The 21,060-nt window shown below is 68.9% G+C and carries 21 protein-coding genes; 3 read left to right on the top strand and 18 right to left on the bottom strand.

Annotation, left to right across the window (positions count from 1 at the left end; all coding sequences use genetic code 11):
- Positions 1-81 precede the first annotated feature (81 nt).
- Positions 82-879 (bottom strand): hypothetical protein, encoded by a 798-nt coding sequence (locus tag HUW53_RS15900; protein WP_237346742.1) that lies wholly within the window; start codon positions 877-879, stop codon positions 82-84.
- 200 nt (positions 880-1,079) lie between these two features.
- On the opposite strand from HUW53_RS15900, the gene HUW53_RS15895 reads away from it, so the two are divergent.
- Both HUW53_RS15895 and HUW53_RS15890 read left to right on the top strand, forming a co-directional pair.
- Positions 1,080-1,808: a response regulator gene (locus HUW53_RS15895; RefSeq protein ID WP_272904269.1), complete on the top strand. Its 729-nt coding sequence runs from the start codon at positions 1,080-1,082 to the stop codon at positions 1,806-1,808.
- Complete coding sequence (locus HUW53_RS15890) at positions 1,805-3,148, top strand: ATP-binding protein (protein WP_237346740.1); 1,344 nt, start codon at positions 1,805-1,807, stop codon at positions 3,146-3,148. Before HUW53_RS15895 ends, HUW53_RS15890 begins: the two co-directional genes overlap by 4 nt.
- 214 nt (positions 3,149-3,362) lie before the next feature.
- Here the strand turns inward: HUW53_RS15890 and HUW53_RS15885 are convergent, their stop codons facing one another.
- From HUW53_RS15885 to HUW53_RS15850, 8 genes are all read right to left on the bottom strand, one after another.
- Positions 3,363-4,244 carry a 3-hydroxybutyryl-CoA dehydrogenase gene (locus HUW53_RS15885; protein ID WP_237346739.1) on the bottom strand — a complete coding sequence of 294 codons (882 nt, stop codon included), beginning with the start codon at positions 4,242-4,244 and terminating at the stop codon, positions 3,363-3,365.
- Between the two features lie 220 nt (positions 4,245-4,464).
- Positions 4,465-5,409: an electron transfer flavoprotein subunit alpha/FixB family protein gene (locus HUW53_RS15880; protein WP_237346738.1), complete on the bottom strand. Its 945-nt coding sequence runs from the start codon at positions 5,407-5,409 to the stop codon at positions 4,465-4,467.
- Positions 5,409-6,158: an electron transfer flavoprotein subunit beta/FixA family protein gene (locus tag HUW53_RS15875; protein WP_237346737.1), complete on the bottom strand. Its 750-nt coding sequence runs from the start codon at positions 6,156-6,158 to the stop codon at positions 5,409-5,411. The genes HUW53_RS15880 and HUW53_RS15875 overlap by 1 nt, the downstream gene beginning before the upstream one ends.
- A 154-nt stretch (positions 6,159-6,312) precedes the next feature.
- On the bottom strand, positions 6,313-7,038 hold the full coding sequence (locus HUW53_RS15870) for a rhomboid family intramembrane serine protease (protein WP_237346736.1): 726 nt from the start codon (positions 7,036-7,038) through the stop codon (positions 6,313-6,315).
- A 151-nt stretch (positions 7,039-7,189) separates the two neighbouring features.
- Positions 7,190-7,768 carry a cob(I)yrinic acid a,c-diamide adenosyltransferase gene (locus tag HUW53_RS15865; protein WP_237346735.1) on the bottom strand — a complete coding sequence of 193 codons (579 nt, stop codon included), beginning with the start codon at positions 7,766-7,768 and terminating at the stop codon, positions 7,190-7,192.
- Between the two features lie 37 nt (positions 7,769-7,805).
- The gene (locus HUW53_RS15860) at positions 7,806-8,000 is read right to left on the bottom strand and encodes a twin transmembrane helix small protein (RefSeq protein WP_237346734.1); all 195 of its coding nucleotides are present in this window, start codon (positions 7,998-8,000) and stop codon (positions 7,806-7,808) included.
- A 58-nt stretch (positions 8,001-8,058) separates the two neighbouring features.
- Positions 8,059-8,568, bottom strand: a complete 510-nt coding sequence (locus HUW53_RS15855; protein ID WP_370877763.1) for a TspO/MBR family protein — start codon at positions 8,566-8,568, stop codon at positions 8,059-8,061.
- A gap of 47 nt (positions 8,569-8,615) precedes the next feature.
- The gene (locus HUW53_RS15850; protein WP_237346732.1) at positions 8,616-9,059 is read right to left on the bottom strand and encodes a host attachment protein; all 444 of its coding nucleotides are present in this window, start codon (positions 9,057-9,059) and stop codon (positions 8,616-8,618) included.
- Positions 9,060-9,321: 262 nt separating this feature from the next.
- On the opposite strand from HUW53_RS15850, the gene HUW53_RS15845 reads away from it, so the two are divergent.
- Entirely contained in the window at positions 9,322-9,618 is a 297-nt protein-coding gene (locus tag HUW53_RS15845) for a hypothetical protein (RefSeq protein WP_237346731.1), read from the top strand.
- 699 nt (positions 9,619-10,317) lie between these two features.
- Here HUW53_RS15845 and HUW53_RS15840 read toward each other — a convergent pair.
- The 9 genes from HUW53_RS15840 to HUW53_RS15800 form a co-directional block, all read right to left on the bottom strand.
- The gene (locus HUW53_RS15840) at positions 10,318-12,714 is read right to left on the bottom strand and encodes a Tex family protein (protein WP_237346730.1); all 2,397 of its coding nucleotides are present in this window, start codon (positions 12,712-12,714) and stop codon (positions 10,318-10,320) included.
- Between the two features lie 110 nt (positions 12,715-12,824).
- Complete coding sequence (locus HUW53_RS15835) at positions 12,825-14,162, bottom strand: aspartate aminotransferase family protein (RefSeq protein ID WP_237346729.1); 1,338 nt, start codon at positions 14,160-14,162, stop codon at positions 12,825-12,827.
- A 42-nt stretch (positions 14,163-14,204) separates the two neighbouring features.
- Positions 14,205-15,188, bottom strand: coding sequence for a phosphotransferase enzyme family protein (locus HUW53_RS15830; RefSeq protein WP_237346728.1), 984 nt, complete (start codon positions 15,186-15,188; stop codon positions 14,205-14,207).
- Between the two features lie 12 nt (positions 15,189-15,200).
- Positions 15,201-15,905 (bottom strand): cysteine hydrolase family protein, encoded by a 705-nt coding sequence (locus HUW53_RS15825; RefSeq protein WP_237346727.1) that lies wholly within the window; start codon positions 15,903-15,905, stop codon positions 15,201-15,203.
- Positions 15,902-16,735: a DeoR/GlpR family DNA-binding transcription regulator gene (locus tag HUW53_RS15820; protein ID WP_237346726.1), complete on the bottom strand. Its 834-nt coding sequence runs from the start codon at positions 16,733-16,735 to the stop codon at positions 15,902-15,904. The genes HUW53_RS15825 and HUW53_RS15820 overlap by 4 nt, the downstream gene beginning before the upstream one ends.
- Positions 16,732-17,532, bottom strand: a complete 801-nt coding sequence (locus tag HUW53_RS15815) for an ABC transporter permease (protein ID WP_237346725.1) — start codon at positions 17,530-17,532, stop codon at positions 16,732-16,734. The genes HUW53_RS15820 and HUW53_RS15815 overlap by 4 nt, the downstream gene beginning before the upstream one ends.
- Positions 17,532-18,470, bottom strand: coding sequence for an ABC transporter permease (locus HUW53_RS15810; protein ID WP_237346724.1), 939 nt, complete (start codon positions 18,468-18,470; stop codon positions 17,532-17,534). Before HUW53_RS15810 ends, HUW53_RS15815 begins: the two co-directional genes overlap by 1 nt.
- Before the next feature lie 4 nt (positions 18,471-18,474).
- Entirely contained in the window at positions 18,475-19,554 is a 1,080-nt protein-coding gene (locus tag HUW53_RS22010; protein ID WP_237346723.1) for an ABC transporter ATP-binding protein, read from the bottom strand.
- A 241-nt stretch (positions 19,555-19,795) separates the two neighbouring features.
- Complete coding sequence (locus tag HUW53_RS15800) at positions 19,796-20,911, bottom strand: ABC transporter substrate-binding protein (RefSeq protein WP_307499714.1); 1,116 nt, start codon at positions 20,909-20,911, stop codon at positions 19,796-19,798.
- Between the last annotated feature and the right edge of the window lie 149 nt (positions 20,912-21,060).

Here is a 21,060-nt window from a genome sequence, read left to right as displayed (position 1 = left end):
CCGAAACACGCTCGCTGCGGGGAAGGGACGATCAGGGCGGCGAGAATCCCTTCCTTTCACAGGCCCCATCGGGGGCGATCGTCAGTCCTCGTCCTCGGGACCCGCACCGCCGGGGGGCGGCGGCGGGGGCGGCGGAAGGAGGCGTCCGCCGGGGGGCGGCAGCAGAGCCGGGCCCAGGCGCGCCATCCGATCGAGCTGCTCGGGCGTCAGCTTCGCCTTCAGGGTGGCGAGGCCGCGGGCAAGGCGCTCGCCCACCCGTCCTTGCTCCTGCAGGTCGCCGGCCAGGGCCTCGATCGGCGCGAGCGGGGCTGGCTCGGCCGCCGTCGCGGGGGTTGCGTTCCCCGTGGACCGGACGGGGGCCGGGGCGCCGGGACCCCGGCGACCGTCGGGGCCCGGTCCGGGGCCTCTGGCCCGCAGGGCTGCGCTGGCCTGGAGCGCATCGGTAACGTCGCGCCAGGCATCAAGCTGGTCGGTGCGGATGCCGACAGCGGTTTCAGCCGCGGCCAGGGCACGGGCATAGCCCAGCGGATCCGGACGCGGACCGGGCGGCCCCATCATCGGCCGGCCGGGCGGTCCCATCCGGCGATCGCCGGGACCACCGCCCGGACCACCCGCGCCCAGCGGACACCGGAAGCCGGCGGGCGGCGGCGGGGCCGGGGCATCGATGGCCGCGATCTGCGGGCCGTCCGCGCCGGGGGCGGGAGGAGCCCGAAACGGCAGGTCCAGCGCCGCCATCCGGATCGGCGCGTCGAACGTGGCCGAAGGGGCGACCGGCAGCCGGTCCTGCGTCTTGCCGGAACTGCTCTGGGCGGCGGCGGCGCCGACGAAGCAGACCGCGACCCCCGACAAGAGCAAAATCCGAACCGTGCGGCGTGTCATGTGCATCGCCTTTGCGATGTTTGCGATGGGGACACTTTGGCCCGGTCCTGTTGCTGCCGAAGGTCCGCCGTTATCCAAACGTGTCCCCGGCGCGCGGATTTGTAACGCAACATTGCCATGGGCGGCGTGGCAAAGGAGAGTTGCACAAGACGGTGCCGGGACGCGGGCACGGGCGGCTAAGGTCTGAGGGAGACAGGAGAATGAGGCCCGTGGAGAGTGGAGCGCATATTCTCGTCGTGGACGACGACCTGGAGATCCGGAAGCTTCTGAGCCGCTATCTGGTGGGGCAGGGCTTCCGCGTGACCACGGCCGGGGATGGGCGGGAGATGAGCGAGAAGCTCGCCACCCAGCGCATCGACCTGGTGGTGCTCGATCTGATGCTGCCCGACGCCTCCGGTCTCGACCTGTGTCGGGATCTGCGCGCCACCTCCAATGTGCCGGTCATTCTGCTGACGGCGCTGAAGGAGGATGTGGACCGCATCATCGGCCTGGAGATCGGCGCCGACGACTATCTCGGCAAGCCCTTCAACCCGCGCGAGCTGGTGGCGCGCATCCGTGCGGTGCTGCGCCGGGTGGCGCCGAGCGAGGCGGAGGCGGCGGCGCCGCGCGCCTTCCGTTTCGCCGGCTTCCGCGCCGAGCCCGATCTGCGGCGTGTCACCGCCGAGGACGGCAGCGAGGTCGCCCTCACCGGAGCCGAGTTCGACCTTCTGATGGCGTTTCTGGAGCGGCCCGGCCGCATCCTCTCGCGCGATCAGCTGCTCGATATCACCAAGGGTCGGGAGGCGGGACCCTTCGACCGCTCGGTGGATGTCCTGGTGAGCCGCCTGCGCCGCAAGCTCGGCGATCAGGGCGCATACCAGATCCTCAAGACGCTGCGGAACGGCGGCTATCAGCTCGCGGTGCGGGTGGAGCTGGAGGAGGCGTCATGAGGACCCTGCGCGCGCAGGTCACCGCGGTGCTGGTGGTGGCCATGGTGCTGGTGGTCGCCTTCGCCAACATCGCTTCCTTCTTCCTCACCGTGCCCATGATGGGTCCGCCGCCGGATATCGGCGACGATGCGGCGGCCCAGTTCGCGCTGGCGGCCGGTCTCGCCCAGCGCATTTCGCCCCATGACGGCGACTTGGGCATCCCCAATGCCGGCGTGCGGGCCGAGCCCCCTCAAGGCCTGCCGAACCCCTTCGCCACCAATGTACTGCGTGACGCGCTGGCGCGGCTGGGTAAATCCTATCCGGTGCGGGTGGTCGATCCGCCGGAGGGCGGGCTGCCTTTGGCCGCGCTGCAACTGCCGGACGGGCGCTGGCTGGTGATGAAGACGAACCTGCTCGGTCGTCTGCCGCCTCCACCCGGGGGCCCCGCCTTTCCCGGCCGCACGCTGAACCTCGCCACCTGGTTTGTGCTGATGGTGGTCGGCATCACCCTGGTGGTGGTGTTCGTCATGCGGCGAATCATGAAGCCGCTGTCCCTGATCGAGGATGCGGCGGCGCAGATCGGCCCCAATGGCGAGCCGCCGGTGCTCCCCGAAGAGGGGCCGGAGGAGGTGCGGGCCGCCGCCGCCGCCATCAACCGCCTGTCGGCCCGGCTGAAGGCGGCCATGGACAGCCGCATGCGCATCGTCGCCGGTGCCGCCCACGATCTGCGCACGCCGCTCACCCGGATGCGCCTGCGCGCCGAGTTCATTCCCGATGACGAGGAGCGGACGCAGTGGCTGTCCGACCTCGCGGAACTGGACCGCATCGCCGACAGCGCCATCCGCCTGGTGCGCGAGGAGGTGGAGGCCGGTCCCGGCGAGCCGGTGCGGCTCGACCTGCTGGTGGCCGCCGTGGTGCGCGAGGTGGCGGAAGCCGGCCACCCGGCGGTGCTGTTGAAGGCGGAGCCGACGACCGTGCTGAGCCGTCCCCTGTCACTGAAGCGCGCGGTCCGCAACCTCGTGGTCAACGCCGCGACTCATGGCGGCGGCGCGCGGGTGGCGGTGCAGCAGGACCACGTTCGCGGCGGCGAGACGGTGCGGGCGGTGCTGACCATCGAGGACGACGGGCCGGGCATTCCCGATGCCCTCATGGGGCAGGTGTTCGAACCTTTCTTCCGGGTGGACCCGGCGCGCCAGACCAAGATTCCCGGCGCCGGCCTCGGGCTTGCCATCGCCAATGAGATCATCGGCCGCCATGGCGGCCGGTTGACCCTGGTGAACCGGCCGGGCGGCGGCCTCGTGCAGCGGGTGGACCTGCCGGCGGTGGTGATGGCAGAGGACGACGAGGACGAGGAGACCTGAGCGCATTGGCCTGGGCGCGGCGTGTTCCGGTCGCTCGGCCACGGGCGACGGGAAAATGGCCGCGCGCCAAGAGAACGCCCGCGCCAAGACATAAGAGAACGGGCGCCCGCGCCAAAAAACGCACCAAGAACCGCACCAAGAACCGCACAAAAAAAAGGCCCGGCGCGGGGCCGGGCCTTTCAGGATCAGGCGGGATCGGGTGTCGTCCGCGCGCTCAGCGGGTCGGCACCGGCTTTTCGCCGCGATAGTCGTAGAAGCCGCGGTGGGTCTTGCGGCCGAGCCAGCCGGCCTCGACATATTTCACCAGCAGCGGGCAGGGGCGATATTTGGAATCGGCGAGCCCCTCGTGGAGCACCTGCATGATGGCGAGGCAGGTGTCGAGGCCGATGAAGTCCGCGAGCTGGAGCGGACCCATGGGATGGTTGGCGCCGAGCCGCATGGCCTTGTCGATGGCGTCCACCGAGCCCACGCCCTCATAGAGGGTATAGATGGCCTCGTTGATCATGGGCAGCAGGATGCGGTTGACGATGAACGCCGGGAAGTCCTCGGCCACCGCGTAGGTCTTGTGCAGGCTGGCGATGAAGGCCTTGGCGACGTCGAAGGTCTCGTCGTCGGTGGCGATGCCGCGCACCAGCTCCACCAGCTCCATGAGCGGCACCGGATTCATGAAATGAATGCCGATGAAGCGCTCCGGCCGGTCGGTGGCGGCCGCGAGGCGGGTGATGGAAATGGACGAGGTGTTGGACGCGAGCAGCGCTTCCGGGCGCAGCACGGCGCACAGGCCGGTGAAGATCTTGCGCTTCACCTCCTCGCGCTCGGTGGCCGATTCGATCACGATGTCGCAGGGGGCGAGGTCTTCGGTGGTATTGGCGGCGGTGATGCGCCCGAGCGCGGACTGTCGCGCGTCCTCGGTCACCGTGCCCTTGGACACCTGGCGGGCCATGTTGCCGTTGATGGTGGCGATGCCGGCGCCGATGCGCGTGGAGTCGGCGTCGTGGAGGAACACCTCGTAGCCGGCGAGGGCGCACACGTGGGCGATGCCGTTGCCCATCTGGCCAGCGCCGATAACCCCGACCTTCTTGATCTCAATCGGCATGATTCTCTCGTTTCGCCTGAGGGGCCGGGAGACGGCGCCCGAATGAGGATGGCCGCTGCGGGGGGCACCGTCGCGGCCGTGATGCTGCACCCGAACACGAGGATGCGCGGGCGCCCTCGTGTTCTTTGGCTCGTTCTTCGGCGTCGCCGCCGCCCGGAGGGTCCAAGGGGCCTCCCGGTCGGCGGCACCCTCCCACCGGTGGCCGGCGGGAGGGGCGCGCTCAGCCCTTCGCTTTGGCGATTTCCGCCTTCAGCTCTGGTACCACGGTGAAGATGTCACCCACGAGACCGTAGTCGGCCACCTGGAAGATGGGGGCTTCCTCATCCTTGTTGATGGCGACGATGACCTTGGAATCCTTCATGCCGGCGAGGTGCTGGATGGCGCCCGAGATGCCGAGCGCGATGTAGAGCTCGGGGGCGACGACCTTGCCGGTCTGGCCCACCTGCCAGTCGTTGGGGGCGTAGCCGGCGTCGACCGCGGCGCGCGAGGCGCCCACGGCCGCGCCCAGCACGTCCGCCAGCGGCTCGATGACCTCGGCGAACTTCTCGCGCGAACCCACCGCGCGGCCGCCCGACACGATGATCTTGGCGGCGGTCAGCTCGGGCCGGTCAGAGGCGGCGATGGCCTCTTCCACGAAGGTGGTGAGGGCCGGGTCGGCGGCGACGCCGAGGCTCTCGATGGGCGCCGCGCCGCCTTCAGCGGTGGCGGCGAAGGAGGCGGTGCGCACCGTGATGACCTTCTTGGCGTCGGTCGACTTCACGGTCTGGATGGCGTTGCCGGCATAAATGGGCCGCTCGAACGTGTCGGCGCTCTCCACCTTGATGATGTCGGAGACCTGCATCACGTCGAGCAGGGCCGCGACGCGGGGCAGCACGTTCTTCACCATGGCGGTGGAGGGGCCGACGATGGCGTCGTAGCCGGGCGCCAGCGACACGATCAGGGCCGCGAGCGGCTCGGCCAGACGGTGCGCGTAGAGCGCGTCGTCGGCGAGCAGCACCTTGTTGACGCCGGCGAGCTTGGCGGCGGCCTCGGCCACCGCCTTGGCATCCTTGCCGGCCACCAGCACGTCCACCGGCGCGCCGAGGGCGGCGGCGGCGGTCAGGGCCTTGGCGGTGACGCCGTTGAGGGTGGAATTGTCGTGTTCCGCGAGAAGCAAAGTCGCCATCAGATCACCCCCGCCTCGTCCTTGAGCTTCGCCACCAGTTCGGCCACCGAGGCCACCTTCACGCCCGCCTTCCGGCCGGTCGGCTCGGCGGTCTTGAGCACCGCGAGGCGCGGCGCCACGTCGACGCCATAGTCGGCCGGGGTCTTGTCGGCGATGGGCTTCTTCTTCGCCTTCATGATGTTGGGCAGCGAGGCATAGCGCGGCTCATTGAGGCGCAGGTCGGTGGTGACGATGGCCGGACCCTTCAGCTTGATGGTCTGGAGGCCGCCGTCGATCTCGCGGGTGATGGCGAAGCCGCCGTCTTCCACGACCACCTTGGATGCGAACGTGCCCTGCGGCCAGCCGAGCAGCGCCGCGAGCATCTGGCCGGTCTGGTTGCAATCGTCGTCGATGGCCTGCTTGCCGAGGATGACGAGGCCGGGGGCCTCTTCGCCGACGATGCCCTTGAGAATCTTAGCGACCGCCAGCGGCTCCACCAGCGCGTCGGTCTTCACCAGGATGCCGCGGTCGGCGCCCATGGCGAGGGCGGTGCGCAGCGTCTCGGACGCCTGGGCCGGGCCGATGGAGACGGCCACCACCTCGGTCGCCTTGCCGGCTTCCTTCAGGCGCAGGGCCTCTTCCACCGCGATCTCGTCGAACGGGTTCATCGACATCTTGATGTTGGCCAGTTCGACACCCGAACCGTCCGACTTCACCCGTACCTTGACGTTGTAGTCCACCACCCGCTTCACGGGCACCAAGATCTTCATTAAGGCGTGCTCCCCGTCTGACAACACGGAGGTCCGGACACGCGCGAGCCGCGCCGGAGGCTCCTCCTTCCCTCGGGTTCCCTGCATTGCAGCAAACCTTGGGGCCGGCAACGTAGGAGGGGCCTGAAACCGTGTCAACGCTCGCGAAATTGGCTCAGCGCTTGCCCTCGCCCGGCACCGAGGGCACGCCCGAAGGATCGGGGTCGAAGAGGGCCACGTCGCGTCGGCGCATCACCGTCACCAGCAGTGCTCCCGCCGCGAAGCCGCCGAGGTGGGCCCACCACGCGGTGTCGGCATCGCCGGTCGAGATCGCCTGCCAGAGCTGAACCGCGAGCCACACGCCGATGATGAGATAGGCCGGCACCTTCAGGGGGATCTTCATCAGCACCAGCGCCCACAGGCGGATGTTGGGATGCAGCACCAGATAGGCGGCGATGACGCCGGCCACGGCGCCGGACGCCCCCACCAGCGGCGCCTCCGCATCCGGCTGGGCCAGCACATGGGCGAGCCCCGCCGCCGCGCCGCACAGGAGGTAGAAGGCGAGGAAGCGCAGGTGGCCCATGGCATCCTCCACATTGTCCGCGAACACCCACAGGAACGCCATGTTGCCGAGTAGGTGCAGCCACCCTCCGTGCAGGAACATATAGGTGAAGAGGGTGAGGCTCGGCGGCAGGGTGAGATAGCCGTCGGGCAGCACCGCCGCGCCGGATACCACCGCCGGGATGGCGCCGAACGACACCATGCCCGCCTCCGCCGGCGCGCCCGCGATGCCGCGTTGCAGCAGGCCGAACACCAGCACGTTCGCCGCGATCAGCGCATAGGTCACATAAGGCCGGCGGATGTGCTCCAGCGGATTGATGTCGGCGATGGGCACGAACATGGGCGGGCCTCGGTGTGGGGGCCTGTGGCGCGGGGCCCGTATCCAGGCGCATCGGTCCGACGGCCGCACGCGTCCTCGGGCCGGAACACGCGCGGCGCACACTCTAAGGTGTTTCTGCGCCTGTGGGAAAGCAGCCCCCGCCGGCCGGTGCTCAGCGTCCGCCGCCCGGCACCCACAACACGTCGCGCACGCCATGCCCATTGGCGAAGCGGCTCGCCACGAACAACAGGTCCGACAGGCGGTTCATGTATTGAATCGCCGGGCGCCCCACCGCCTCCTCGGCGCTGTGGGAGAGGGCGACCATCTCCCGTTCCGCCCGCCGGCAGATGGTGCGGGCGAGGTGCAGGTGGGCGGCGGCCGGCGAGCCGCCGGGCAGTACGAACGAGGTCAGGGGCGACAGTTCCCCATTGAGGGCGTCGATGTCGTGCTCCAGGCGATCCACCTGGGCCGGCACGATGCGCAGGGCGTCGCCGGGGCCTTCGTTGGCGGCGGCGGGGGTGCACAGATCGGCGCCGAGGTCGAACAGGTCATTCTGAACCCGGTTCAGGATGGCATCGAGGGCCGGCTCGTCGGCCAGGTGCAGGCGGGCGATGCCGATGGCGGCATTGGCCTCGTCCACGGAGCCGTAGGCCATGACCCTGAGATCGTATTTCACCACGCGGGCGCCGGTGCCGAGGCCGGTGGTGCCGTCATCGCCGGTGCGGGTGTAGATCTTGTTCAGCTTCACCATGGGCCTGCCTCTTGAGGGGGAGTTGAAGGAGCGCGGATCAGCGGTGCAGGGCGAACACCGTGGCCGCCACCAGGGCGACGGCCACCAATTGGGCCAGCACCCGCAGCCGCATGAGCGTCTGCGCGCGGCGCGGCGAGCCGCCGGATGCAAGGTTGAAGAGACCGAGCCCCAGGATCACCGCCACGATCGCCAGTGCCAGGGGGATGAAGACGGACATGGACCATTGCAGCATGACAGCCGGCCTCCCATCCCTCCGGTCATCCGCCGCCCGGCGCGGGGCGCGCCCGACGTCAATTGAGGGCGACGATCGCCCCGTTGAGGCTTGAGGCGTAGCATACCCAGAACAGATAGGGCAGCAGCAGCGCGCCCGCCGGCCGGTCCACCGCGAACGCCGCCCGGAGCGCGAGGATGAGGGCCACGAGCAGGGCCAGGATGACGGCGAAGCCCGCCACCGGCGCATGAAGCCCGAAGAAAACCGGCGACCACATGGCATTGAGCGCCAGTTGGAGCAGGAACAGGCCGATGGCGGTTCGCCGCGCCGGGGTCGGCGGCGCGTTCCACAGCCGCCACAGGGTAAGCGCCATCAGGATATAGAGAAGGGTCCAGGCGACCGGAAAGACCCCATTGGGCGGGGTCCAGGCGGGCTTGACGAGCCCGGCATACCATCCGGGGATGGCGGGCGCCGTCACGGCGCCACCCACGACCGCGACGCTGCCGACCAGGGCGAGACAGGCCGCGAGCCGCGGCAGGGCGCGGCCGGACGGGCGTTGCGGGTCTGATGGCAAGGGCGCGCTCCCCATCTCCGGAGACGGGGAGCATAGCACGCCGTTTCTCGCGTGGCCGGCGGTCAGGTGGCGATGTGGCGGGCGATCTCGTCCACCGGCAGCTTCACCAAATCCTTGGCCAGCTCGCCGTCGACGAGGCCCCGCGCCTGCACCCCCAAGGCGTCACGCAAGGTGCCGAGGGCCTTGGGCGGAGCCACGAGCAGCAGGCGGCGCACCTCGCCGGCGCTCACCAGGGCATCCACCCGCGCCGCCAGGCGCTTCAGGAAGGCGATCTCCGCCGCGGTGTGGAAATCGGTCTCCTCCACCGCGCTGCGCGAGACGCCGGCCGATTCGTGCACCCGGCCGGGACGTTCGGTGCCCTGGGCGGCGGTGGTGTCATGGGGCTCCACCACCGTCTCCACCACCGCGAGCTTGGGCTCGGGCGGGATGCCGGTATCGGCGAGCAGCAGCGCCTTGGCGCCATCGGCCACAACCACGAGGCGATTGGACTTGGCGAGTGTACCCATGACGTTTCTCCTCATTCGGCGGGCGCGGTGACGGCTCGCCGGCTCCGGCACCCGAGGGGCCCGCGCCTGTTGCCACCATCTGCGCCCACTGTCGGCCGCGCCTTGCGCCGGATCAAGCGGTCTTTCCGCTGCGACGTCGTGGCGGACCGGCGCCCTTGCGTACCGGGCGCACCCGTGAGAACATAATGCTTCTAGTTGCGCTTGCAGACGATGAAACGATCCCTTCGGGGACCGGGTGGGGCGCGGAACAGGGGCAGGGACGATGCCTTTTCTCGTCAGGTTTCTTGTGACTCATGCGGTGATCGGCGTCTCGCTGGCGGTGGTGCTGGTGGGAGCCATGGTGGCGTTCGATGTGGCCGGAATCGGCACGCTCACGACCACCTCGGAGGATGGCCTGCTGGCGCTGGTCCTGCTCACCTTCGGCCTCGGCGTGACCTTCGGCAGCGTGCAGATGGGCTTCGCCGTCATGCTCATGAGCGAGGGCGAGGAGCCGCCGCGCGGTCGCCGGGTGCTGACCCGCCTCGTGCCCCGCTACGCCAAAGTCTCCGCTAGCCGCTGAGGCTTTACGCCGCGAGCGGGCGCCGTCTCCCGGTCTTGTGGCCCACGAGTTGGGGCTGATGGGTCTGGGTGATTCATCACCGGTCAGCGTCTGTCGTGAAATAACGCCCATCGACCACTTGCGCGGCGGTGGGCTTTTCCATGACGCAAAGGAGGTATTATGTTCCCGATCCGCGCCAGGGCAGGCTCGGGCGGCCATCGGCCCAGGTCTATTGGCCCAGGTCTTCTGTGAGGGGCCGTGGGTTTCCTCACGCGCCGTGGCGCGGACCTCCGTGTGCGGGGCGTTGGAGCATGTCAGGCGAACCCGTGTTCACCTGACATGCTCCAACGTTTCGTTCGTTTGCAATTCCCTCCGCAAACCGCTTCACGCTTTGCTGGACGCGCTTCGGGCGAGCGGACTGGGCCGTGTGAGCGTCGTCTCGACGGATCGGGTTTCTTGTCGGCCGTTGCCGCCCGATCCGCCACGGGGGCGGCCAAGGGCGCCGTCGCGGGTCACAGGCGCGCGCCGCGCTCGCGCCGGCCGAGGATGGAGGGCGCGCGCAGACCTTTCGGGTCCGCGTGCATGTGAAGCCGTGCCGGTGGAGCCCCGGTGCCTTGTCCGTGCGAGAACCGGGCCGCGCGCCGCTTGAAGATGCCCCGGTGCTGGCGCGCGTGGTCGGGGCGAGCTTGAGCCCGCGCGGCATGCGCGCGGGCCGTGGCGCTATTTTCCTTTGCGACGCAGGGCGTCGGCGAGCGCGGCGCCGAACGCGCCCTGGTCCCGTCCGCCCGCGCCCCGGCGCGGATCGCGGCCGGCGGGTCCGGCGCCAGATCCACCGGGGGCGGCGCGACCTTGGCCCTCCTGTCCCTTGCTGCCGGTGCCGGCTCCGCCCTGGGGCCGGGCTCCGGCATCGTCCTTGCGCATGGAGAGGGCGATGCGCTTGCGCTTCGCGTCCACCTCCACCACCCGCACCTTCACCACATCGCCGGCCTTGACCACCTCGTGGGGGTCTTTCACGAACCGGTCGGCAAGGGCGGAGACATGGACCAGCCCGTCCTGGTGCACGCCGATATCCACGAAGGCGCCGAAGGCGGCCACATTGGTCACGGTGCCTTCCAGCACCATGCCGGGCTTCAGGTCGCTCATCTCGTTGACGCCCTCGGCGAAGGCGGCGGTCTTGAAGGCGGGTCGCGGGTCGCGGCCGGGCTTTTCCAGCTCGCTCAGGATGTCGCGCACGGTGGGCAGGCCGAAGCGTTCGTCCGCGAAGGCGCGCGGGTCCAGCGCCTTCAGGGCCGCGCTGTCGCCCATCAGCGCGCGCACGTCGCGCCCGCAGGCGGATACGATCTTCTTGGCGAGGTCATAGGCTTCCGGATGCACGGCCGAGGCATCGAGCGGCTCGGCGCCGCCGGGGATGCGCAGGAAGCCGGCGGACAGCTCGAACGTGCGCGGGCCGAGCCGGGAGACCTTGAGCAATTCCTTGCGGGTCTTGAACGGCCCCACCGTGTTGCGATGGGCCACGATGGCCTCGGCCAGCGAACCGCCCAGGCCCGACACGCGGGCGAGCAGGGAGGCGGAGGCGGTGTTGAGATCCACGCCCACCGCGTTCACCGCGTCCTCCACCACCGCGTCGAGGGCCTTGGCCAGCCGGGCCTGATCCACGTCGTGCTGATATTGGCCGACGCCGATGGATTTCGGTTCGATCTTGACCAGTTCCGCCAGCGGGTCCTGCAGCCGCCGCGCGATGGAGACGGCGCCGCGCAGGGACACGTCGAGGTCGGGCATCTCGGCGGCGGCGGTGGCGGAGGCGGAATAGACCGAGGCGCCGGCCTCGCTGACCACCACCTTGATCGGCTTCTTGCCCGCCGCGTCCGGCGGCAGCAGGGCGATGAGGTCGGCGGCGAGCTTGTCGGTCTCGCGGCTGGCGGTGCCGTTGCCGATGGCGATCAGCTCCACCTGGTGCAGGCGGATCAGGCGCGCGAGCTCCGCGCTCGCCCCCTGCACATCGTTGCGCGGCTGGAACGGATAGACGGTGGAGGTGGCGAGCACTTTGCCGGTGCCGTCCACCACCGCCACCTTCACGCCGGTGCGGATGCCGGGATCAAGCCCCATGGTGGCGCGTGATCCGGCCGGGGCGGCGAGCAGCAGATCCTTGAGATTGCGGGCGAAGACGCGGATGGCCTCGTCTTCCGCCTTCTCCCGCAGCTCGCCCATGAGGTCGATGGTGAGGTGGAGCGACAGCTTCACCCGCCACGCCCAGCGCGCCACATCCAGCAGGAAGGCGTCGGCGGGCCGCCCGTTGGCGAGGGGGATGTCATAGGCCTCGGCGACGATGCGCTCCACCGGCTTGATGGGGGCGGTCGCCTCCTCGTCCACCACCAGATCGAGGGTGAGCATCTCCTCGTTGCGCCCGCGCAGCATGGCGAGCACCCGATGGCTGGGGGCGGTGGCCCATTTCTCCGTGTGGTCGAAATAGTCGCGGAACTTGGCCCCGGCCTCTTCCTTGCCCTCGGCCACCTTGGCCTTGAGCACGGCATTGCCCTTCATGTAGGTGCGCAAGCGACCCACCAGATCGGCATTCTCCGCGAAGGTCTCCACCAATATGTCGCGGGCACCGTCGAGGGCCGCCTTCACGTCCGCCACCTGATCGGTGAGGAACCGGGCGGCGAGTTCCGCCGGCACCTGCTTGCGGTCGCCGAGGATGGACTCGGCCAGCGGCCCGAGCCCCTTCTCGCGGGCGATCTCCGCCTTGGTGCGCCGCTTGGGCTTGTAGGGGAGGTAGAGATCCTCCAGCTCGGCCTTGGTGGCGACGGCGAGGATTTTCCCCTTCAGCTCGTCGCTGAGCTTGCCTTGGCCTTCGATGGACGAGAGCACCGTGGCGCGGCGCGATTCCAGCTCGCGCAGGTAGGACAGGCGCTCGTCCAGGGTGCGCAGTTGGGTATCGTCGAGGCCGCCGGTGGCTTCCTTTCGGTACCGGGCGATGAAGGGCACGGTGGCGCCTTCATCCATGAGGGCCACCGCCGCGCTCACCTGCGCCGGGCGGGCGCCGATCTCGCCGGCGATGATGCGGGCGATCGTTTCGGCATCACCGGCCTTGGTTGGGGCAGGGGACTGGGCGGCCATGGCAGCTCCTCGACGCTCAGGTTTCGGGGGCACGGCCATAGCCCAGGGTTGCGGCGCTGTCACGGCAGGGCCGGGACAGGTCACAGGAAAGGGCGGGTCCCTTCGGCCTTTTAAGCCGAAAGGATGTCCTCCATCGCGTCGGCGAAGCGGTCCGCCTGTTCCAGGGTGAGGCACAGGGGCGGGCGCACCTTCAGCACATGGCCGAGGGGGCCGGCCGCGCCGATGAGAATGCCCTTGTCCCGAAGCCGGTTGATGAGGGCGGAGGCCGCGGCCGGATCCGGCGCCCCATCCTCCCGCGCCACGATCTCGACCCCGAGATAAAGGCCGGCGCCCCGCACCTCGCCGAGCGCGGCGCAACGCCCGCGCGCGGCGTCGAGCCGGCCGACGATGTGGGCGCCGACGGCGCGAGCATTCTCCATCAGCCCGTCCTCGGCGATGGCGTCGAGCACCGCGAGGCCGGCGGCGCTGGCCACCGGATTGCCGCCGAAGGTGTTGAAATAGCCGAATTCGTTGGCGAAGCGCGTCAGCAGCTCCGGCCGCGTCACCACCCCGCCCATGGGAAAGCCGTTGCCCATGGGCTTGCCCATGGTCACCACGTCCGGCACCACGCCGTGGCGGGCGAAGCCCCACATGTGGGTTCCGGTGCGGGCGAAGCCCGGCTGCACTTCGTCCGCGATCACCAGCCCGCCCAGCGCGCGCACCGCGTCGAAGGCCGCGGAAAGGAAGCCCGGCGGATCGGCATACACGCCGTCGGAGGAAAAGATGGTGTCCACCAGCAGGCCGGCGAAGGGGATGCCCTCGTCCGCCATGGCCTTGGCGGCGGCGGTGATGGCGGCGGCGAAGCCTTTGCCCACGTCGGCACCGTAGTGGCGCGGGTGGGGCGGCGGCACGGTGCGCACATGAGCCGGCGGCGCGCCGGTCTTGTAGGAGGAGGGGGAAACCTCGGTCACCGCGGTGGTGTTGCCGTGATACGCGGTGTCGGTGACGACGATGCCCATGCCCCCGGTGGCGCCGCGGATCAGGCGCAAGGCGAGGTCATTGCTCTCCGAGCCGGTGCAGGTGAAGGCGACATTGGTGAGCGGGGCGGGGAAATGCGCCAGCAGCCGCTCCGCATAGTCGTGCACCTCGTCGAACAGATAACGGGTGTGGGTGTTGTAGCGCCCCATCTGGCGGGCGACTGCCTCCACCACCTTGGGGTGACAATGCCCCACCGAGGGGACGTTGTTGTAGAGGTCGAGATAGGTACGACCGTCCGCCGTGAAGATGTCCGCGCCCTTGGCGCCGACGATATGCAGCGGCGCCTCGTAGAACAGCACCGAGGTGGCGCCGAAGCTTTTGCGCCGGCGGGCGACCAGCGCCGCCACGTCATCGGCGAGCGCGGCGCCGCCATCGGCGGGGAAGGCGTTGAGGGCGAGGATCTGCTTTTTCGCGCGAGCCGTCTGGCCCATGGGTGCACCTATTCTGTCGTGTGTTCCGGCCGCAAGGGCCGATCAGCCGTGGCGGGCGAGGAAGGCATCGGCCAGGGCCAGCGTGCCTTGCGTGTAGGCAATGCCCATGGCCTGCCCCGTCGGTGTTTCCGCGTGGGAGGCCACCCAGGCGGTGAGCTGGATGCGCCGCAGCATCACGAACAGGTCGATCTGGTCGCTGGCGTCCGCCGGCAGCGGCGCCTGCGTGCGGTAGCCCTCCATCCAGGCGGCCTTGAGGGCCGGGACATAGGGCTCGTGCTCCAGGAACGAGATGGCGGCGGCGAAATCGAATAGGAACCAGGAGAAGCCGCAATCGTCGAAATCGATCAGCGCCAGCCGGTCCCCGTCCACCAGCAAATTGGCGAGCCGCAGATCCGCGTGCACCAGGCCGAAGCTGTCCGCCTGCGAGAGCGGCCGCAGCTTCTCCTGGAGCAGCGCGGCGGTGCGCTCCAGCCGGGCGCGGCCGGTGGCGTCAAGGCCAAGGCTGGCGCGGAAGTCGCCCCAATGGGGCGTGTCGCCGAGGGTGGTGTCGAAATTCCAGACCTTGCGGGTGAAGCCCTCGGGCCGGGCCCAGGCGCGGGCATGGGCATGGAGGCGCGCATGGATGGCGCCGAGCTGGCGGAACCAGCCCACCAGATCCTCGCCCTCCGCCGGCTCGCGGCCATGGAGGAACTCGAACGCCACCACATGGCGGGTGGTGCCTCCATCGTCGATGTCGGCGATCAGAGCGCCATCCGTCAGCGGAATGGGGCGCGGCGTGGTGATGACGTGGTCCGCCCTGAGGGCCGCGATCCAGGCGAGTTCCGAGGTGATCTCGTCGCGGCTGTGGTAGCCGGGCCGATGGACGCGGAACACCAGCGGCCCGGCCGCCGTGTCGGTGACGCGGAAGGTGGCGTTCTCGGAAATGGTGAGCAGCTTCACATCCGCATCGCAGCCCAGGCCCCAGCGGGGCAGGGCGCCGCGCACGCCGGCTTCGAGCCTTTTCAGGAAATCGTCGTCGTAGAGCACTCGAGTCCTCCCTCAAGACCGCTTGTTCAGCAAGGCCTTGAACGCGTTCAGGTCGATCACGTTGCAATAGATCATGTTGATGATCTCAAGCTCGGCGTCGTGCAGCGCCATGGTGGCGGCGGCGCAGCAATCCTCCAACACGATCACATCGAAGCTCTCGTCCGCGAGGCTGCGGACGGTGGAGGCGACGCATTGGTCGGTGAAGATGCCGGCGCATACCACCGTGCGGATGCCGAGATTGTGCAGCATGAGGCGCAGGTTGGTGCCGGTGAGGGCCGAATCCGTGGTCTTGGTCACCACGATCTCGTCACCCCGCGGCGCCACCGCCGCGACGATCTGGCTGGCGTCATCGTCCTTCGGCAGCAACAAATTGTTGAAGCCGGGCTTCTTCTGGCTCAGCGAGCGCTCGCGCCCGTCGCGGGTGGCGCAGGCGATGCGGGCGTGCAGCACCTCCATGCCCCTGGCGCGGAAGGTCGAGAGCGCGTCGGCGATGTTGGGGATCACCACATCCGCCATGCGGGCGTGGAACGGCGTCCAGGCATCGAAATGGGCCTGCTCGGCCGGCGACAGGCCCGCCCGCGCCGGGCGCTCCAGATAGGTGTTCTGCACGTCGATGACGAGGAGCGCGGTGGCGCCGGGCACGATTTCGGGATCGTCCGGCTCCGGCGCGGTGGCGTAATAGAGGGAGCGGTGGCGCGTCTTCCAGCTTGCCGTCATTGGTCGCCCCGCTTTCTGGCGATCACCAGTTCCACCCGCGCCCGGTCCATGGCGCGGGCGATGGCGGGCGGCGGCGGCGCGTCGGTGACGAGGCGCTTGATGTCGTGCCAGCGGCCCCAGATGGCGAGCGCCTGCTGGGAAAATTTGGTGTGGTCGGCCACCACCAGGGTTTCCACCGCGCGCAGCATCATGGTCTTGTAGACCGAGGCGGCGCCGGGCTCGGCCTCGCTCAGGCCCTCGGTGGTGATGCCGCTGGCTCCCAGGATGGCCCAGTTGGCGTTGTAGGATTGCAGGAACTCGATGGTCTCGGAGCCCACCATCATGCCCTCGCGCCCGTTGTAGCGGCCGGGGCACATGATGACGGTGAGGGTGGGATTGGCCGCGAGCACCGTCGCCACCGAAAACGAATGGGTGATGACGGTCACGTCCCGGCACTCGGCCGCCATGCGCCGGGCCACATGGGTGGTGGTGGCGCCGGCGCCGATGGCCACCACCTCGTTGGGCTTGATGAACTTCACCGCCGTGGCGGCGATTGCCTCCCGCTCGGACACCATCAGGGTATGGCGCTCGCTGACCGCGGGCTCGCTGCCCAATGGGCGCACGGCACCGCCATAGGTGCGGTTGATGAGCCCCTTCTCGTTGAGCTCGAACAGGTCGCGTCTTATGGTCTCGGTGGAAACATTGAGCTCCGCCGCCAGTTCCGACACCCGCAGGGTGGAGGAGGCCATCAGCTCGCGCACGATGCGTTCGTGCCGCGCGGTCTTGGAGAGGCGGGCGCGTTCCCCCACCTCCGGCGCATCCTGGGCCTCGTTCAGGTCATCCGTGCTCATGCCGCCCGCGCCTTCTTCATGATCAGGCCGACAAGGCCCCCGCCCAGCAGCACCGCGGCCGCCGCCAGCGTCGCCATGGTGCCGAGCGCGGGAACCATGGGCGTGTAGCCCGCCACCATCTTGGCATAGAGCCACTTCGGCACGGTGGAATCGGCGCCCGCGGTGTAGAGCGAGAGCGGGAAGTTGCCCCAGGACAGCAGGAAGGCGAACAGCGCCCCCGACCAGATGCCCGGCCACAGCAGCGGCAGGGTCACATGGGTCATCACCTTGAGGCGGGAGGCGCCGAGGTCGAAGGCGGCTTCTTCCAGCGTGGGGTCGAAGCCATAGACCTTGATGGCGATGATGAGGGTCACCACCGGCACGATCCAGACCATGTGGGCGAACACGGCGGTCATCCACGAGGTGCTGATGCCGAGCGCCGAATAGGCCAGCAGCAGGGCGAGGCCCAGCACCGGCTGCGGAAAGAACACCGGCAGCAGGATGAGCTTCTGGTAGAGGCGCCGTCCCGTCCAGTCGTAGCGGGCGAAGGCCAGCGCGCCGAAGAAGGCGATGACCACCGAAAACACCGTGACCACCGCCGCCACCAGCAGCGAATTTTGCACGATCATCGAGATTTCGATGGAATCGGCGGTCTTTTCCCACCATTCGGTCGAAAAGGCGCGGACGGGGAAGGCGAAATAGCGGGCCTTGGTGAAGCTCGCCAGCGCCACGCAGGCGATGGGAAGGTAGACGAGCAGCACCACGAAGGTGGTCCAGCCGGCGATGAGCACGCGGGTGCGCAGCTTGTCCTGTTCCATCAGCGCCTCCCGAGCAGCCGGTCGAGGTCGAGCTTGGCGAAGACGGCCAGGGTGAGCGCGCCGATGAAGGCCGTCACCAGCACCGCCAGGGCCGAGCCGAGCGGCCAGTTCTGGGCGTAGGTGAAGGCGATCTCGATATCGTGGGAGATCACGATCACCGATTGTCCGCCGAGGATCTTGGCTTCGGACACCGCGCCGATGGCCAGCACGAAGGTGAGCAGCATGCCGATGAGGATGCCCGGCATGGCCAGCGGCACTTCCACCTCGCGCCAGATCTGGAACCGGTTGGCGCCGAGGTCGCGGGCGGCGTCGATGAGGTCGCGCGGCACCATGGACAGGCCGAGCGTGAGCGGGAACAGCATGAACGGCAGATAGGTGTAGACCATCCCCGCGAGGATCACGCCCGGCGTGTAGAGCACCGTCGGCGCGCCACCGAGCCCGAGCCATTTCAGGCTGCCGTCGAGCACGCCGTTCTTGATGAAGAACAGCACCCAGCCGTAGAGCCGCACATTCTCGGACACGAACAGCGGGAACACGAACAGCACCGACACCAGGGACGACCAGCGCCCGAACAGGAACACCATGCCGTAGGCGATGGGATAGGCCACCACCGCGAGCACGGCGCAGGTGAGAAGCGCGAAGCCGATGGACCAGGCGAACGAAAGCCACACCGTGTTCTCCAGCGAGAACAGCTCGGCGTAATTGGCGAAGGTGAAGGCGCGGAACACCTCGAACGAGCGCGGCGGCGCGAACGAATAGGCGAAGATGGCGACGAGCGGCGCCAGGAAGCCGGCCGCGAGCAGCACGACGACGGGCAGCGCGCACCGGGTGCCGGCGGCGGCCCACGCCGCCGCGAAGCGGGCGCCGAGCGGGGTGGCGGCGGGAACCGCGGGCAAGGGGGTGTTGTTCAGGGTGGGGTCGATCAGGGCGGTGCTCATGGCCTCACGCCTTCACGCTGATGGCGTCGGCCACGTCCCAGCCGAGCCGCACATTGCGGTTGGCGGCGGCGGGCAGGGCATTGGCGCGCGAGAGTTCCACCAGCATCACCTTCTCGCCGACCCGCACCTGGTATTGGATGCGCGAGCCGAGCGAGTATTCGTTGTAGACCACGCCCTCCAGCATGTTGTCGGCGGCTTCGCCGTCCTTCAGGAAGCGCATGTATTCGGGGCGGATCACCACGAAGGCGGAATGGGCCTGCGGCTGGTCGTGGGGGGCGGCGGCACGGAAGGCGCCGGGCACGTCCACCCCCTGCCAGCCCTCGCCCGCGCGCGTCACCTCGATCACGTTCACCTCGCCCACGAATTCGGACACGAAGCGATCCACCGGCGCGGCATAGATCTCTTCCGGCGTGCCCACCTGGACCAGCCGGCCGGCGCGCATGACGCCGATGCGGTCGGACATCACCATCGCCTCTTCCAGCGAATGGGTGATGTAGATGAAGGTCTTGCCCGTTTCCCGGTGCAGGTCCTTGAGTTCTTTCTCAAGCACCTTCTTCAGCTTGTAGTCGATGGCCGACAGCGGCTCGTCGAAGAACAGCACTTCCGGATCGTAGGCCAGCGCCCGCGCCAGGGCCACGCGCTGGCGCTCGCCGCCCGAGCACTTCATGACGTTCTTGCCGTAATAGCTCGCCGGAAGCCGCACGATGGCCATCAGCTCCAGCGCCCGCGCCTTGCGGCTGGCTGCGTCCACACCCTTGATCTTCAAGGGAAACTCGATGTTCTGCCCGACGCTCATGTGGGGAAACAGGGCGAGCGACTGGAACACGAGGCAGGTGGGGCGCTTGTTGGCGGGCACGTCGTTGATGCGCTCGCCGTGCAGGGTGATGTTGCCTTCGCTCGGCGCCTCCATGCCGGCCAGCATGCGCAGCATGGTGGTCTTGCCCGAGCCCGAGGGGCCGACGATGGTGAAGAACTCGCCCTCGAAGATGTCGAGGTCGATCTTCTCCACGGCGGCGAAGTCGTTGAACGTCTTGCGCACGCCCACGAGCTGGAGGATGGGCTTTCTGTCCTTGAGATCCGTCACCTTAACTCTCGCTCATGTGTCGTTCGCCTGGGATGAATGGGAGGCGTGGACCCTGGTTGCGGCCTTCCGCCCCCACCCCCTCCCCTCCCCCGCAAGCGGGAGAGGGGAGGGGGTGGGGAGTGCTCGCGCGGCGTTTTTCCACGGCCGTACCGTGACTCCCTCTCCCGCTTGCGGGGGAGGGCAGGGGGCCACGGGCGCGGTGTGGAGAGGGCCCGACCGCCGCCAGGAATGAAGTCCCGCCTCAGCCGCGCACGCGCTTGGCGGCGGTCATGAGGTCGAGGGCCTGATCGTAGTCGGGCACGATGTCGTAGGCGACGGAGCGGGCCATCTCCTCGTCCAGGCTGTCCCACTGGATGGCCTCCAGCTCGGTCTTGGAGAAGAGCTTGAAGCACGCGGGATTGCCCATCTGGGCGACGGGGTTGTAGGTGCCCTCGGCGAAGGCGACCGTGTGCGCCACCTCCGGCTGCTGCACATATTTCAGGAAGGTCTCGGCCAAAGGCGAGAGCTGGGGATTGTTGACCAGCGAGGTCACCTCGATCCAGGCGATGCCGCCCTTGCCGCCGGCCATGGGGCCCTTGAGCGGGGTGATGCCGCGCATCTGCGGATAGCCGTCGGCGCGGGCGGGGGAGACGGAATAGGTGCCGCCGGTCAGGTGCAGGTCGATCTCGCCGGAAATGAGCGCCTGGTTCATGGCGGCGATGTCGCCGATGAGCTTGGCGCCCTTGAACACCCGCTTGGCGGTCTCCTCGAACTTCGCCATTTCGTCGGGCGTGTGTGTCTTGAACGGATCGATGCCGGCCACCACGAACAGGCCGAACACGTTCCAGTCGTCGGATTCAAGAATGCCGTACCTGCCGGCCAGCTTGGGATCGTTGAACAGGTCCCAGCCCACCTCTTCCGCGGTCTTGCGGGAGATCTTGTCGGTGTTCACCACGAACGAATAGGGTCCGAACCGCTGGCACATGCCGAGCAGTTCCTTGCCGCTGTCGTCCATCGCCCATTTATAGGGCGCCTTGAACTGGGGCAGCATCTTGTCGAAATAGGGCTCGAAGGTCTCGCGCGGGAGCGGCTTGATCAGCTTCTCCGGGTACATGATCTTGCGCGCCCAGGGATTGTTGACGTTGATGAGGTCCCACACATTGGTTTCGCCGGCGCGCAGGCGGTTGATCATGGTGGGATCGTTGGTGAGGCTCTCGGCCTTCACGGTGGCGCCGGTGGACTTGCGGAACGGGTCCAGCACCTGGGCCGAATTGTAGCCCTCCCAGCACAGGATGTTCAGCTCCTTGTCGCGGGCCGCGAAGGCGCTGCGGACATTGGCGAAAGGCCCGCCTGCGAGGGCGAGGCCGCCCGCCGCCATTCCCTTGAGAACTGACCGCCGATTGATCGTCATGGAGTTCGCCTCTGGCTGCTCACGCATCTGGATCGGGTCCCTGGGGCGCGCCGCTTCCGGTATCGCGCCGATGGCGCTGGCGCGCGGAAACGGTGCGCGAATGTGGGACTCTCGTT

Source organism: Xanthobacter agilis (genome assembly GCF_021730435.1).
Lineage (GTDB): Bacteria > Pseudomonadota > Alphaproteobacteria > Rhizobiales > Xanthobacteraceae > Xanthobacter > Xanthobacter agilis.
Note: the sequence above shows the minus strand (reverse complement) of the source record. Positions and strands in the feature narration are given on the sequence as shown.

Excerpts from the sequence above, each read along its gene's own strand:
- HUW53_RS15870 (WP_237346736.1), bottom strand. The coding sequence starts at position 7,038 with ATGTTCGTGCCCATCGCCGACATCAATCCGCTGGAGCACATCCGCCGG.
- HUW53_RS15840 (WP_237346730.1), bottom strand. The coding sequence starts at position 12,714 with ATGGCCGCCCAGTCCCCTGCCCCAACCAAGGCCGGTGATGCCGAAACG.
- HUW53_RS15885 (WP_237346739.1), bottom strand. The coding sequence starts at position 4,244 with ATGCCGATTGAGATCAAGAAGGTCGGGGTTATCGGCGCTGGCCAGATG.
- HUW53_RS15810 (WP_237346724.1), bottom strand. The coding sequence starts at position 18,470 with ATGAGCACCGCCCTGATCGACCCCACCCTGAACAACACCCCCTTGCCC.
- HUW53_RS15815 (WP_237346725.1), bottom strand. The coding sequence starts at position 17,532 with ATGGAACAGGACAAGCTGCGCACCCGCGTGCTCATCGCCGGCTGGACC.
- HUW53_RS15855 (WP_370877763.1), bottom strand. The coding sequence starts at position 8,568 with ATGGGGAGCGCGCCCTTGCCATCAGACCCGCAACGCCCGTCCGGCCGC.
- HUW53_RS15800 (WP_307499714.1), bottom strand. The coding sequence starts at position 20,911 with ATGGCGGCGGGCGGCCTCGCCCTCGCAGGCGGGCCTTTCGCCAATGTC.
- HUW53_RS15865 (WP_237346735.1), bottom strand. The coding sequence starts at position 7,768 with ATGGTGAAGCTGAACAAGATCTACACCCGCACCGGCGATGACGGCACC.
- HUW53_RS15835 (WP_237346729.1), bottom strand. The coding sequence starts at position 14,162 with ATGGGCCAGACGGCTCGCGCGAAAAAGCAGATCCTCGCCCTCAACGCC.
- HUW53_RS15845 (WP_237346731.1), top strand. The coding sequence starts at position 9,322 with ATGCCTTTTCTCGTCAGGTTTCTTGTGACTCATGCGGTGATCGGCGTC.
- HUW53_RS15820 (WP_237346726.1), bottom strand. The coding sequence starts at position 16,735 with ATGAGCACGGATGACCTGAACGAGGCCCAGGATGCGCCGGAGGTGGGG.
- HUW53_RS15825 (WP_237346727.1), bottom strand. The coding sequence starts at position 15,905 with ATGACGGCAAGCTGGAAGACGCGCCACCGCTCCCTCTATTACGCCACC.
- HUW53_RS15890 (WP_237346740.1), top strand. The coding sequence starts at position 1,805 with ATGAGGACCCTGCGCGCGCAGGTCACCGCGGTGCTGGTGGTGGCCATG.
- HUW53_RS15900 (WP_237346742.1), bottom strand. The coding sequence starts at position 879 with ATGACACGCCGCACGGTTCGGATTTTGCTCTTGTCGGGGGTCGCGGTC.
- HUW53_RS15860 (WP_237346734.1), bottom strand. The coding sequence starts at position 8,000 with ATGCTGCAATGGTCCATGTCCGTCTTCATCCCCCTGGCACTGGCGATC.
- HUW53_RS15895 (WP_272904269.1), top strand. The coding sequence starts at position 1,080 with ATGAGGCCCGTGGAGAGTGGAGCGCATATTCTCGTCGTGGACGACGAC.
- HUW53_RS15850 (WP_237346732.1), bottom strand. The coding sequence starts at position 9,059 with ATGGGTACACTCGCCAAGTCCAATCGCCTCGTGGTTGTGGCCGATGGC.
- HUW53_RS15880 (WP_237346738.1), bottom strand. The coding sequence starts at position 5,409 with ATGGCGACTTTGCTTCTCGCGGAACACGACAATTCCACCCTCAACGGC.
- HUW53_RS15875 (WP_237346737.1), bottom strand. The coding sequence starts at position 6,158 with ATGAAGATCTTGGTGCCCGTGAAGCGGGTGGTGGACTACAACGTCAAG.